Source organism: Nostoc sp. JL33 (assembly GCF_017114985.1).
Taxonomy (GTDB): Bacteria; Cyanobacteriota; Cyanobacteriia; order Cyanobacteriales; family Nostocaceae; genus Nostoc.
Genome location: NZ_JABXKP010000008.1, coordinates 1 through 14,139, shown reverse-complemented (window position 1 = coordinate 14,139; position 14,139 = coordinate 1). Strand labels below are relative to the sequence as shown.

The window sequence follows — 14,139 nt, the reverse complement described above, 5'->3', positions numbered from 1 at the left end:
AGTTGTTACTCCGTTCAGCTCAAAGATGGAAAAAACACCAGGAGTATAACTTGAGTCTTACTATGGATTTAAATTCTTTGTTCAATCTAAATACATTTATTGAATTATTACTGGGGATTAGTTTGAGCGCGGCGGCTGGCTTTCGAGTATTTGTACCACTGCTAACATTGAGTGTGGCTTCAGTTTTTGGACATTTAGATTTGCCGACTAACTTTGATTGGCTGGAAACACCTCAAGCTGTAATTGTATTTGCAGTCGCTTGTTTACTAGAAATTATCGGTTATTACATTCCTTGGTTGGATCATCTGCTGGATATTGTTGCCACACCTGCGGCATTTATCACTGGGACAATCGTAACAGCATCTGTTGCTCCAGAGATGAATCCATTGGCGCAATGGACGTTAGCTTTAATTGCTGGTGGTGGAACCGCAGGATTAACTCAGGGATTAACGAATATATTGCGGATAAGTTCTACAGGCGTTTCAGGTGGATTAACCAATCCAGTTGTGTCAACCATTGAGTTGGCGATCGCAATCGGACTATCTGTGCTGGCGCTAGCTTTACCAGTGTTAGCAGGAGTGATTGTGATTGGTTTTCTAATAATAGCTATTCCAAGACTCTGGAATTTCTTCTTGAATAAACCATCTTCTCAAACTAACGAAACCGTCTCTCCATCAAGAGAATTGGGGTAAGTTCATCAGCAAATACTTCGTCGTAAATATCATTTTCAGGGCTTACCCAATCCTGATAAGCCTGAGATTCAACAGCAGAATTAACCGGTTTTTCGCCATTCTTGAAAGAAAGAGCTAAATCAAGCAATGCTGATAACTGCTCATCATTCAGTTGTTCAATCAAACTTAGAAGTTCTTGACGAATATTCATCGAATTGCCGACTGCTAACTATATTCAATGTATCTCATCAGAGACGATCGCTATTAAGCGTTGGTGGTGGCGTAGCCCGTCGTAGACATCGCTATTATAGGTTGTAGTCGTAGCGACTCTCAAAGATAAAAACCTCAGCGATACGATCGCTGAGGCTCTAGAAAACTGGCTCAATAAATCGAAGAAATTCAAAAGGGCGGCAATTCTTTAAGAATCGTAAACCGAATATGATTAATTGCCAAATCACCGATGGGGATATCTTCTTTGGTTAGCCGCGCACCTTGACTTGTCACGGTTTCAAAGGTGATACCTTTGCCAATTTCAATGTGATACCAGCATAAGCCCATAAAAAAGCGCGTCGGATAAGGCCCACCTTCAGCCACATCGTCAGGATTTGATTCCATTGGCAACCAGCCAAAATTCGGGACGTAGAACTCCAGCCAAACATGATTAAAGTCGGGTTGTAGCGGCACACCTTGTAAGTCACTATGGGCAGGACATTTGTACCTACCTACGGTGCGACAGGGGATACCATTTAAACGGGATAGGGCAAGTAAGACGCCGACATATTCGCCACAGGAACCAACGCCCCGTTCTAAAACTATATCTGGCGTGTCAATGTAAGGTTTAATACCGTATGATAACTGATCGTAGACGTAGTTGCGGATGCTGTGCATTTTTCGCAGCACATTGGTTTCAGAACCAATCCCTTCTCTGGCGGCACGGCGAACAATGGTAGTATCCATTGCTAAATCGTCGTCATCCACTAGGTAGCGTGTTTCTAATTCTCTTGACAGTTCAGGGATATTTTCTACATCTCTGGGTGTGATGCGATACTTAATCCCGCGAACTTCCAAAAGTGCTTTCCAGCCAAATATATGCCGTTCTCCTGGGGCAAGAGAATCAAATTTAAAGACTGCTACACGTTGCCCCTCAATCACTTCTTCGGTAAAGGGTATACCAATGGGTTCAACGTGTTTCACCTTTTGACGCTCAGTTTCGGATGGTAGGGCGATGCGCCATTCAACCTCAGGTAAATAAACCTCGTCTAAGGGAGCGATTTCCTCAGCATAGGACATTTCAATCAGATAGCCATTAGAAAGGGCGTAGCGCTTATCTGGCTGGTAATGATAATACAAAGGGTGAATAAAAGTGCGATCGCGGAATGTTAGCTCATGACTCGGATCAGCATTTGGGTTGTCCCGAATATAAGCCTCCTCTGAGGCGTAAGCGACGTAAATACTTTCTTTGCCTGTTTCGCCATTTTTATGTATCGCTATGCCTGTGGGACATTCAAAGGGTGTCAGGACACTGAATTGAACTTCTCCTGTCGCCCTATCCATCGCGTAAACTGATTGTTCGGTGCGATCGCAAATCCACAGCATTTCTTGACTCACTGCCAAATTCTCTATCCCAACTCCAGGGGCATAAAATTTGGTAATCTCTTTTCGGGTTTCGCGATCAAAAACCAGAATGTAGCCCAGCCTTTGGCAACTGACATAAACTGTTGTTTCCCAAACAGCAACGCCATCAGCAGGATAAGGCAATGTCACAAAATGTTCCAGATCCAAAGCATTGAGCTTGCACAAGTAAACACTATTTTCTCGGCTCACCCACAGGCTATCTGACCACGCCGCTAGACCAGTGGCATCGGTAAATTCTTTAACTTGATGGGGATTGAGAATTTTGCTGTTGTCAGAGGTGGGATCAATCTCCAGTAGATGCCCTTTAATACTGTCAATGGCAATCAGTTTATCTTTAATGAAAGCAATGCCACACAGGGTAGCAGCAGTAAGCGGTCGAATTGTTTTTTGCCCAAACATATGGCTTGCGGTCGTGGGGAGTGCAAAACTCATAGAACCTTGTGGGAAGTGTAAAAAACCCTCACGTTGAGGTAAGGGAGGAAGAAAGATGACTCAAGCGAGCGGTTTTAACCACCGTCACGCCAATTGCTTGATCCGGAATCGCCACGTTTAAAGCGGGGTACTGACAATTATCGGTAAAATTTGTTCCGAAAAACTCTTTCGTGATAAATAACAATAACACTATCTCAAAAGAGGAGGAATTTACAAATCTTAAAAATAATATTTACATTCATCCAACTGGGCGATTGCCTTAATCTAACTTTAAAAGATGGAATTCCTGCCATCACTAAATTATGATCGAATTTTGTAACCATTTGCTGTGACCTACACGATGTCTGCTAATTCTCTGCCTGAAGCTGCCGCCGTTTGGCATAGTTTAGAAGTTGATAAAGCGCTAGACCTGCTTGATAGTAATGCAAACACTGGCTTAACACCCCAAGAAATTCAACAGAGGTTGCAAAAATACGGCCCCAATGAATTACAAGAAACTGCTGGCCGTAGTACTTGGGAAATTCTCCTAGATCAGTTCAAGAACATTATGTTGTTGATGCTGATTGGCGTAGCTCTGATTTCTGGGTTTTTAGACCTGATGCGTTTGCAGTCAGGGCATTTGAAGCCTGGTGAAGTGCCATTCAAAGATACAATCGCTATTCTAGCAATTGTCATCCTCAATGGCATACTCGGCTACGTCCAAGAAAGCCGTGCCGAAAAAGCCTTGGCAGCCCTGAAAAAAATGACCTCTCCCATAGTGCGAGTGATCCGCGACACCAGACAGGTGGAGATAGCAGCCAAGGAACTAGTTCCAGGGGATGTTATGCTGCTGGAAGCTGGGATGCAGATCGCCGCAGATGGCCGCTTGATAGAACAATCGAATTTACAAGTGCGTGAGTCGGCCTTGACTGGTGAAGCCGAAGCGGTAAATAAACAGGCATCACTACAATTGCCAGCAGAAACAGATTTAGGCGATCGCCTAAATGTCGTGTATCAAGGAACTGAAGTAGTCCAAGGACGGGCGAAGGTTCTGGTGACTAACATCGGCATGACAACAGAACTAGGCAAAATTGCCACCATGTTGCAGGCGGTAGAAAGTGAGCCTACGCCTTTACAGCAGCGAATGACTCAACTGGGTAATGTCCTGGTTACGGGTTCTTTGATTCTCGTGGCGATCGTCGTCGTCGGTGGTGTAATCAAGGACGGAGGTTTTAAAAACATCCAAGAACTCTTGGAAGTTTCCTTGAGTATGGCGGTTGCTGTGGTGCCAGAAGGTTTACCAGCTGTAATTACTGTCACCCTGGCACTGGGAACCCAGCGAATGGTGCGCCAGAATGCCTTGATTCGCAAATTGCCCGCAGTGGAAACATTGGGTTCTGTAACTACTATCTGTTCTGATAAAACCGGCACCCTGACTCAAAATAAAATGGTGGTGCAATCGGTTTACACGAATAACAAAACTTTTCGCGTCACCGGCGAAGGTTATGCTCCCACAGGGGACTTTCAGTTAAATGGTGAAAAAATTTCCCTAGAGGAGTCTCCAGAAATCTCGGCGTTGTCAGTCGCCTGTGCCCTTTGTAATGATTCAGTGTTGCAAAAAGAACAAGGTGAATGGGCGATTTTGGGAGATACCACAGAGGGGGCATTGTTAACACTGGCGGCAAAAGCTGGAATCGAAAAAGACCAGTGGAACAGTAAGTTACCTCGCGTTGGGGAGTTCCCCTTTTCCTCGGAACGCAAGCGGATGAGCGTGATTTTTCAGGTGCAGAAAGTTGCAACTCTTGAAGCGGCTTCGAGAGGCGTTGACCCAGCGATCGCTAGTTTATTACAATCTGAACCTTACTTAATGTTTACCAAAGGTTCTCCAGAGTTAATTTTGGCACGTTCGACTCAGATTCATTTGGGTAATGACACAGCCCCCTTGACCGAACAACAACGCCAGAAAATTTTGGCAGAAAATGACCAAATGGCGAGTAAAGGTTTGCGGGTGCTAGGTTTTGCCTACAAACCCCTGGCGCAGAACCCACCGGAACGTTCCGATGAAACATCCGAACAAGGCTTGGTGTGGCTGGGATTGGTAGGAATGCTAGATGCACCACGCCCAGAGGTAAGGTTAGCAGTCCAAGAGTGCCGGGATGCAGGTATTCGCCCAGTAATGATTACTGGCGACCACCAATTAACAGCACGAGCGATCGCTACCGATTTGGGAATTGCCCAAGAAGGCGATCGCGTCCTCACAGGTCAAGAATTGCAACGGATGAGTGACCAGGAATTAGAGGAAAATGTTGATTTGGTCAGCATCTATGCCAGGGTTTCCCCAGAACACAAATTGCGAATTGTCCAAGCACTCCAACGCCGAGGTCGATTTGTAGCGATGACAGGCGATGGTGTCAACGATGCCCCAGCCCTCAAACAAGCTGATATCGGGATTGCAATGGGCATTACTGGCACTGATGTCAGTAAAGAAGCCAGCGACATGGTGTTACTTGATGATAACTTCGCCACCATTGTCAGCGCCACCAAAGAAGGCAGAGTTGTTTACACCAATATCCGCCGCTTTATCAAATACATCTTGGGCAGTAACATTGGGGAAGTTCTCACAATTGCCGCCGCACCCCTAATTGGTTTGGGAGGCGTTCCCTTGACTCCCTTACAAATTCTCTGGATGAACTTGGTGACAGACGGTTTACCAGCCTTGGCATTAGCTGTGGAACCTCCAGAACCAGATGTGATGCAACGTCCGCCTTTTAGTCCCCGCGAAAGTATTTTCGCTAGGGGATTGGGTTCTTATATGATTCGCATTGGGATAATATTTGCGATTATCACCATTGCCTTGATGTGGTGGGCTTATCAACATACCCATGCCCCAGAATATCAGGGCGATCGCGATACTTGGAAAACAATGGTATTTACTACCTTGTGTATTGCCCAAATGGGTCATGCGATCGCGATTCGCTCCAACAACCGACTGACTATCGAGATGAATCCCTTCTCCAATATATTTGTACTAGCGGCTGTTGTTGTCACCACGATTTTGCAGTTGATGCTAGTTTACGTCCCGCCCCTGCGAGATTTCTTTGGTACTCATTACCTGAATATGCAAGAGTTGGGGGTTTGTATTGGCTTCAGTGCCTTAATGTTTGTCTGGATTGAAGCGGAGAAGATATTTTTGCGGATTATGGGCAAGAAGGCCGTGTGAAAAGGAAATTTTAGATTTTAGATTTTAGATTTTAGATTTATCTAGAACTAGCCCTTTCAAGTTGACTCGTAAAATCCCTTTTTCTCTCAGCGCTCTCTGCGGTTTAAAAGTAATTTATTCAACCTTATTAGGCGCAGAGAACACAGAGTAAAGAGATTAAAGAGCAATTTCTTAACCAAAATTTTTACCCACCTTGAAAAGGTTAGTCCTATTATCTTCAATCCAAAATCCAAAATTTAAAATCCAAAATTGACTTATGTACCTCAAAACTCTAAACCTCCGACAATTTCGCAATTATCAAGACCAAAAGGTTGAGTTTACTGCTGCCAAAACGATTTTGGTAGGTAATAACGCTCAGGGAAAGTCGAATTTGTTGGAGGCGGTAGAGTTGCTGGCGACATTGCGATCGCACCGAATGGGGCGCGATCGCGATTTAGTTCAAGAAGGGGAAGTCATAGCCCAAATTCATGCTACCCTTGAGCGACAAACAGGCGTTAGTGACCTGACCTTAACGCTACGCCGCAATGGTCGCCGTAGTGTTGCTCTCAATGGTGAATCTATCCGCCGTCAAATGGATTTTCTCGGCGTTCTCAATGCAGTACAGTTTTCCAGCTTGGATTTAGAATTAGTACGCGGCGGCCCGGAAGGTCGCCGTAACTGGTTAGATACACTCTTAATTCAACTCGAACCAGTTTATGCTCACATTTTGCAGCAGTATAACCATGTGTTACGCCAGCGCAATGCTTTTTTGAAGCGCCATGTAGAGACGTTAAATGCAACGTCTCTAGGCTCAGAACTAGCGGTGTGGGATGCACAGTTAGCTACCATAGGAACCAGGGTAATTAGACGACGCGATCGCGCTATCCAAAGACTAGCTCCCATTGCTAATGCTTGGCACAGCAGTATCAGTGGCAGTACAGAAATTCTGCAAATTAAGTACTTGCCTAATATTCCTTTAGAGGATAACCATCCAGAAGAAGTGCAGCAAGCTTTTTTAGCAAAAATTCAGCAGCGAGCGATCGCTGAAATGCACCAAGGCACTACCCTTGTCGGCCCTCATCGAGACGAAATAGAATTAACTATTAACCAAACACCCGCTCGTCAATATGGTTCTCAAGGTCAACAACGAACGCTGGTTCTAGCCTTAAAATTAGCAGAATTACAATTAATTGAAGAAGTCGTCAAAGAGCCACCGTTGCTATTACTTGATGATGTTCTTGCCGAACTTGATCTATCCCGCCAAAATCAATTACTGGATGCGATTCAAGACCGCTTTCAAACCCTGATTACTACCACTCACTTGGGTTCTTTTGATTCCCAGTGGTTGAAGTCTTCCCAAATTCTGTTTGTGAAAGCAGGAGAAATAATTCGAGATTTATCATAATTTCGGTTGAAAATCTGCTGCTTTTCCTCCAGGTGCTTGGGCGCTAATACAAACAATTCCTGTTTGGAGGCTGTAACCACTATTATTTCCTTGACAGGTTGCTTACATGAGAATAGAATTTTTTGGGAGTATTAAATAATACAAACTATTCTGTCGCACGGTCAAGGAGCAAAGATTTGTGGAAAAATCCTTAACATCTTCGCCTGAAACTAATCTACAGGCTTCGTTGGGTGTAAATGCACACTCAAAGATGTATATACCATCCCTTGATGGAATGAGAATTCTTGCTTTCATAGTTGTTTTTTTATCCCATACAGGACTTGCGAAGGCTTTTCCGGGAAGTTTCGGCGTAACGGTATTTTTCTTTCTCAGTGGTTACTTAATTACAACTCTTCTCAGGCAAGAGTACGATCGCTATGAGACTATTGATTTTAAATTCTTCTATCTAAGACGAATCCTGCGTATTTGGCCGTCATTTTATCTAGTTTTGGGGTTAGGAGCTGGCTTAACTATCTTAGGATTACTTCCGGGAAAAAGTCTCCTACCAGCCTTCTTGGCTCAGTCTTTGCACTATACCAACTACTATGGAATTTTTTTTGGCCATGGATTTGTCGCCGGTAGTTGGGTATATTGGTCTCTCGCTGTTGAAGAACACTTCTATTTACTTTTTCCACTGCTTTATCTAGCTCTACGTAAACTGCGCGTGAGTTCACGCAGACAAATGCTAATTTTTTGGGGATTATGTTTAGCTGTCTTACTTTGGCGGTGTATTCTAGTTTATGGTTTTGAAGTACCTGAACTACGTGTATTTTGTTCAACAGATACCCGGATAGATAGTATTCTCTTTGGTTGTGCATTGGCAGTCAATAATAATCCAATGCTGGATACACAACAACATTACTCTAATAAACTCTGGAAGTATTTCTTTCTGCCTGCCGGAATAATCTTGATTCTTTTTTCATGCCTATCTCGCTCACCTGAGTTTCGACAAACTATTCGTTATACTATACAGGGAATTGCCTTATACCCAGTCTTTATTACCGCTATTCGCTTTCCCAGTTGGGGATTATTCGCAGTGCTAAATTTAAAGTGGATGCGTTTTCTTGGTGCGCTATCTTACTCTTTGTACCTTGTCCATTACACTGTTCTTTTCGCTGTTTGGAAGCATTTACCCCAATTAGATAAAGTTCTCCAAGCAGGAATTTCTCTATTAATTTCTTTTGGATTAGCCTTTATGATTCACAAGTTTATAGAGTTGCCATTGGGAAGGCTACGCAAAAAGTTTTCCCAAGCATAATATGGTACAAAAGACAGCCTTTGCTGAGAGCAGGGCTATTTAATTCCCTAAAAAGGTGCCGATTTACAAGCGTTATTAGCAAAAAAATCAGGGGATTAAAAATTTATGTATTAACCTAAAACTTTAATCGCCTGTTATTGACCGAATTTTAGACTTTCCTGCGGAACGCTACGCGTAGCTTGCTTCCCCGGAGGGGTACGGCGTGAGCGCTCAGTCGAACGCTTTGAAGTTTTGGATAATGAAATTGTTGGCGGAGCCTAAGAAGAGAAGATTCAAAATCCCAAATCTAAAATTAAATAACAGAGCTAGTGACTTGATTAGTCTTTCCAATCTAAAACCCTTGCATTGTGTGACTAATCACGTTTTTCTAACCTTTGAAAAACGTTGAGAACCAGAAAAGTCAGCAGAGTACCAATTAATCCTAACTGCCACAAACCACAGCCGGCAGCAATTCCCAAAGCAGCCGAAACCCAAATAGCTGCTGCTGATGTTAGTCCGTGAATTTTAAGCTGCTGTGATTCTTGGGTAGATTGGCGCACAATTTCTCCAGCACCGAGAAATCCCACACCGGCAGCAATCCCCTGAATCACGCGGCTGAGTGCATCATGACTCGACTGTGGCCCACCTGTTTGGATAATTATGAGAGTAAACATGGCTGAACCTAAACTCACGAGCATATGAGTTCTTAAACCTGCTGGTTTGCCCCTAATTTGGCGTTCTAAGCCGATAATTGCTCCAATAACCAATGCAAGGCATAGCCTGAGGCTGATATTTAGCCAATCATTAGTTGCAAGGTAGTAAGTGTTTGGCAATGCTTAATCTGGTATAGATAATTTTATATAGTAGTACACTGTGTACACAGTGTACTAAATTAGTAATATTTTTATAAAAATAGTGCAAAAATATTTTAATCTTTTATTGATGGAGTCTAATTTAACGGGTGTAATTTAATAGCCGAGATCATATTTGAGGTTTTTATGATTTTCCCAGAAGATATTATTTTGACGAATAATAAATTAAGGTTTGCATTCTTAAATTATGACAATAATCATAATCTGGGCAAACGACATGACTTTTAACTTTATTAAATAGTTTTTTGGCTATTTAAAATCACTTAAACTATAATATTTTACCTGAAATTGCTAGATTTAAGCCATAGACTCAATAATTAAATTATGATACCGCCATCTACAATCTCGTAAAAGAACTAAACCCCCGGTTTCAGTGAAGGAGGCGAATGAAGGAAAAAATTAGATTTATAAACGAGTCGAATTACAGCAATACATCGTGTAATTAGCAATTTAAATGTAAATGCTGGAAACTCCTCTTAAGGGGATTGACGACTGATAACCTATCACGAGGAAATAGCTGTGGCTACAAATAGACAACTGACACTAACAAATTGAGTGGACAAATACTGGCTACACCAAATTAAACTACAAGACCGCGCCAAAGTAGGTGACAAAGCGTTTTACTTGAGCAGAATCATGCAGCGTGGCTATCCGGTCGTGCCTGGTTTTGTCGTTTCGGCAGATATTTTGCGACAATTTCTCGAAAATCTGAATAGTTCAGAGTCATTAGTGGCTGACTTACCCTATTCTTCGTTACACCTGAATGTAGCTAATTGGCGTCAACTTCAGCAGGTAGCTGGTCGCTTGCGCCAAGAAATTCTGACTGCGGCTGTGCCACAGCAGTGGGTGAGTACAATTTTCCAAGCAGCTAGAGAATGGCAAACTGGCTGTTTGATTCTTCGACCTACCTTAGCAGTTGATACTGCTAAGGTAGGGATGAAGAATATATCTGGTTTGCTGGAGTCGGTGTTTTGCGAGTGCGAACCCGAAGCGATCGCACTGGCATTAAAGCGTACCTGGAGCCAGATATTTCGTGCTAGAAGTCTACTATATTGGCAGCGAGCCGGAATTGACCTGCAACAAATAAATCTCGCAGTTTTGGTGCAACCTGTTGAGAATGCGATCGCCAGTGGTTTGCTGAAAGCCAACTCCTCTGGGTGGGAAATTCAAGCTACTTGGGGATTAGGAATTGCGATCGCTCTTGGCGAAGTCCAGCCAGATGTCTACTACATTCAACAGGAAACTGGGGTTGTGCTTGAGCAACAGCTGGGCAATAAAATGCTGGCTTATGGTGTTGATCATGCCGCACCTGAAGCTTTTTCGCAAGCTCTGCCGAACTCAGTGCTAACACCAGATCACAGTTGTCTGAGTACTTACCTAATTGAGCCAGCCCAACAAAAACAGTACGCTTTACAAGAAGAATACTTACAACAAATAATTGCTCTGGGAACTCAACTGGTGAGTGAACTAGGTAAAACTTTTACCTTTAAATGGACTATCGCCGGGAAAACTACATCTGACAAGCTGTACATCACACAAGTTAGTTCTCCCCAATCTCTAATTCCCCACGGGCACTTGATCAGGGGACTAGGGGCAGCCGGGGGACGTGTTGTAGCTACTGCCCTGGTAATTATTAATCCGCAACAGAAACCCGAACAATTACCCAAGGGAGTGATTTTAGTAGTAACAGCGATCGCCCCTGATTGGCTACCATTACTGCACCAACTTGGTGGTATTATTACTGAACAAGGCGGATTAACCAGCCACGCTGCAATTCTTGCCAGAGAATTAGGTATCGCAGCAGTAGTAAACGCAACATCTGCTACAAGCTTAATCAAAACTGGCGAACGACTGCTGCTCGATGGCGACAGAGGAGAAGTTTATCGGATCAAAGGAGACTCAAAGGAGGAGATGGAAAAAGGGGGAGAAAAAAATCTTCTTTCCCCCCATCGCCCCAACCCGAAAGCGTCCCATCCTCCTGTTACCTCTCATCTACCGATGATTGCTACCCAACTGCTGGTTAACTTGAGTCAGTCCAGTTTAATAGAACAAGTGCAAAGCTTCCCTGTAGATGGGGTGGGATTGTTGCGCTCAGAATTGATGGTACTAAATATATTGTCTGGGCAACATCCCAATAGTTGGATTTTAGGCGGACGTCAGGCAGAATTGTTAGAGCTATGGTCTGAGCAGATTATGCAGTTTGCCCGTGCTTTTGCACCAAGACCAGTTTTTTATCGTTCTTTAGATTGGCCGCAAGATTTAACATCATTGAGTGATAGTTTACAATCTTCAACACAATCGATGTTGGGTGAACGCGGCACTTTTAGCTATTTACAAAATCCCGCAGTATTTGAGTTGGAACTGAAAGCTTTAGCGAGTGTGCAGCAAGCTGGTTACAGCAATGTCAACCTACTGTTGCCTTTTGTGCGGACTGTGGAAGAATTTGTCTTTTGCCGTCGCAAAGTTGAGCAAGCTCTTTTAACTGAGGTGTCACAGTTTCAATTATGGATGATGGCAGAAGTGCCAAGTGTACTGTTTTTACTGCCAGAATATGTTAAGGCAGGTGCAGCTGGAATTTCTATTGGTACAAATGACTTGACCCAATTACTGCTAGGAGTGGATCGAGAACAAGGACAGTTAGCAAAAGTATTTAATGAACGTCATCCGGCAGTTATGAGTGCGATCGCTCAACTCATCCAAATGGCTAAAAGTGCCGGCATACCTTGTTCAATCTGCGGTCAAGCACCAGCCCTCTATCCCGAAATCATCGATAAGTTAGTGGAATGGGGCATAACTTCTATTTCTGTTGAACCGGAAGCAGTCGAGCGGACATATCAGGCGATCGCTCGTGCTGAACAACGCTTAATTTTAGAAGCTGCACGACGTAAATTAAAAGAGGAAAAAAGTAATTTTATTTAACCGAGTACCGTGGGTTTAAGTCCCCCGGTTCAATAACCGGTAAGTTTTGGGTCGGGGTCTAAATCCCCGTCACAAAACTTAATTACGAATTACGAATTACGAATTACAAATTATTTAATGTAGCCAGTTTCGCGCAAAAACTTCCGTAAATCTGCGAAATATTTGGTGCGATCGCGAAGCGTCTCCGAAGGAGATTCGCTGTTTTTGTAAGCTTGCTGCACTCGCTTCCAACCATCTTGTCCTTGCTCCATCAGATATTTATCTGCCAAATAAGCTGCTAAAAAGCCCTTGCCATCATCGCCTTGTTGCCGTACCTGGGTATAAGTTTGCCATAGCTCTGAGGCATGATTGGAGATTAATTTAGGATAGCGACGAGTCACATCAACCATTTTCCCTTGGCGATAATGCCAAATTTGCAGGGGGTAGCCAGAACCAGCATAAGCTGTAAAAGCATAGGCAAAGCGATCGTCTTGACTATCAAACTCTGGCAGTCCATCTTTGTCTAAATCTCTGAGCCGATAGCCACCATTGCCCCATTCATGACGAATTTTAATATACTTTTGGGATTTATTGTCATAGTGATAAATCAATGAATAAGTACAACAGTGCGCTCCACCTGTATAGAAATCGGCAATTATTTCTGGTTCTTTGTTACCGTCCAAGTCTTGCACTGGTAAGTTATTTTCTTGTCCAGATATGTTCCCCACAGGTCTGTCATATTCATTTTCTTGCGGCAGTTTTTGATCCAAAACAGTTTTACCCGCCCGGATAATTTTCAGCCGCACATTTTTATACTGATATTCTTTTGGTTTTTCGTAGGATATTTCTGCTCGGACATTCCCCGATTGCCCAGTTATTGTTTCTGCTGTTGCAGTCTGGGTAAATACAGCCGTTGCACTCAAAAGAGTTAAACCGATTAGAGATTGACTGATAAAGGAGCGAATATTAATCATCGTTGGTGTTGTATATAGCAATGTTAACTTTATACAACACCATCAAAATGTCAATATCGGTAAATTGCCGCAACGGCTGTACTATATGGAATCTCTTCAAAGGGAACAGCGTAAACCGTGCCACCGTTTAATAAAGTATGAGCAGCAACAAAATCCAACAAATCCTCATCACCAGTTTCTTTTTCTGGGTGCAAATAAACCGTTTCTGAGGTTGGATCGAATAAACCCCACTGTTGCTGACCAACTGCAACTAGTAATGAATCCACTCGTTGGTAATAAGCGGCTGAGACAACTTCTTCGAGCTTGTTAGATGCTTTACCAGTATCACCACCAAACAATTCGTGAAATTGCTCCAAAACTGCTTGCTGTGACTTTTGGAAATCAGCCTCGACAATCGGCCAAGCTTGGTCATGTAACTCTTGGGCGCTGAGAATTTCTGGATTCCCGGTGATAGCTTCATCCATCAAATGCTGGTAAGTATTTGCTTGTCTATACACAGGTAAGAGATACTCTACCCCAGCCAGCACCAAAGGCGCTTTTTGCAATTTCAGTTTGTCGTGTAATGCGCGATCGACAGTTTGAAAGAATTGGAGGATGTCTTCTTGGTGTTTATCCCTGTCAGGGCTTCCCTGTCCGTGAAACGTACCTGGCTGTGAAAAAGTATTGGAGGTTCCCCCTTTTGATGTTGCGATGCGAAACTGACCTTCTTTAGCAGTATCGTCTCTTTGCAGAGCTTCATCTAGTAGTCTGCCAAGCTAACTTTGCTAGGTTAAATTCGGGTATAAACGCTGCATTTTT

Annotated in this window: 11 protein-coding genes; 5 read left to right on the top strand and 6 right to left on the bottom strand. The window is 43.4% G+C overall.

Features of this window, described 5'->3' with window-relative positions:
* The first annotated feature begins 62 nt into the window (after positions 1-62).
* Positions 63-692 (top strand): DUF4126 domain-containing protein, encoded by a 630-nt coding sequence (locus tag HWQ23_RS01090; protein ID WP_292822934.1) that lies wholly within the window; start codon positions 63-65, stop codon positions 690-692.
* Here the strand turns inward: HWQ23_RS01090 and HWQ23_RS01085 are convergent.
* From HWQ23_RS01085 to HWQ23_RS01075, 3 genes are read right to left on the bottom strand one after another with little or no spacing between them, the layout of a single operon-like run.
* On the bottom strand, positions 655-882 hold the full coding sequence (locus tag HWQ23_RS01085) for a hypothetical protein (RefSeq protein ID WP_292822933.1): 228 nt from the start codon (positions 880-882) through the stop codon (positions 655-657). The two genes, HWQ23_RS01090 and HWQ23_RS01085, sit on opposite strands and share 38 nt — an antisense overlap.
* A 24-nt stretch (positions 883-906) precedes the next feature.
* On the bottom strand, positions 907-1,074 hold the full coding sequence (locus tag HWQ23_RS01080) for a hypothetical protein (RefSeq protein WP_292822932.1): 168 nt from the start codon (positions 1,072-1,074) through the stop codon (positions 907-909).
* The gene (locus tag HWQ23_RS01075; protein WP_292822931.1) at positions 1,071-2,738 is read right to left on the bottom strand and encodes a transglutaminase-like domain-containing protein; all 1,668 of its coding nucleotides are present in this window, start codon (positions 2,736-2,738) and stop codon (positions 1,071-1,073) included. Before HWQ23_RS01075 ends, HWQ23_RS01080 begins: the two co-directional genes overlap by 4 nt.
* Positions 2,739-3,078: 340 nt before the next feature.
* Here HWQ23_RS01075 and HWQ23_RS01070 point away from each other — a divergent pair, with 340 nt between their 5' ends.
* The 3 genes from HWQ23_RS01070 to HWQ23_RS01060 all read left to right on the top strand — a co-directional run bounded on the left by HWQ23_RS01070 (position 3,079) and on the right by HWQ23_RS01060 (position 8,618).
* Positions 3,079-5,937, top strand: coding sequence for a cation-translocating P-type ATPase (locus HWQ23_RS01070; RefSeq protein WP_292823035.1), 2,859 nt, complete (start codon positions 3,079-3,081; stop codon positions 5,935-5,937).
* 256 nt (positions 5,938-6,193) lie between these two features.
* Positions 6,194-7,321: a DNA replication/repair protein RecF gene (recF, locus tag HWQ23_RS01065; RefSeq protein ID WP_292822930.1), complete on the top strand. Its 1,128-nt coding sequence runs from the start codon at positions 6,194-6,196 to the stop codon at positions 7,319-7,321.
* Between the two features lie 178 nt (positions 7,322-7,499).
* On the top strand, positions 7,500-8,618 hold the full coding sequence (locus HWQ23_RS01060) for an acyltransferase family protein (RefSeq protein ID WP_292822929.1): 1,119 nt from the start codon (positions 7,500-7,502) through the stop codon (positions 8,616-8,618).
* 353 nt (positions 8,619-8,971) lie between these two features.
* On the opposite strand, the gene HWQ23_RS01055 is transcribed toward HWQ23_RS01060, so the two are convergent.
* Positions 8,972-9,430, bottom strand: a complete 459-nt coding sequence (locus tag HWQ23_RS01055; protein ID WP_292822928.1) for an MgtC/SapB family protein — start codon at positions 9,428-9,430, stop codon at positions 8,972-8,974.
* A 594-nt stretch (positions 9,431-10,024) separates the two neighbouring features.
* Here HWQ23_RS01055 and HWQ23_RS01050 point away from each other — a divergent pair.
* On the top strand, positions 10,025-12,388 hold the full coding sequence (locus HWQ23_RS01050; protein WP_292822927.1) for a putative PEP-binding protein: 2,364 nt from the start codon (positions 10,025-10,027) through the stop codon (positions 12,386-12,388).
* Positions 12,389-12,498: 110 nt separating this feature from the next.
* On the opposite strand, the gene HWQ23_RS01045 is transcribed toward HWQ23_RS01050, so the two are convergent.
* Both HWQ23_RS01045 and HWQ23_RS01040 read right to left on the bottom strand, forming a co-directional pair.
* Positions 12,499-13,341, bottom strand: a complete 843-nt coding sequence (locus HWQ23_RS01045) for a hypothetical protein (protein ID WP_292822926.1) — start codon at positions 13,339-13,341, stop codon at positions 12,499-12,501.
* 50 nt (positions 13,342-13,391) lie between these two features.
* Positions 13,392-14,072: a baeRF3 domain-containing protein gene (locus tag HWQ23_RS01040; protein WP_292823034.1), complete on the bottom strand. Its 681-nt coding sequence runs from the start codon at positions 14,070-14,072 to the stop codon at positions 13,392-13,394.
* Positions 14,073-14,139: the final 67 nt, after the last annotated feature.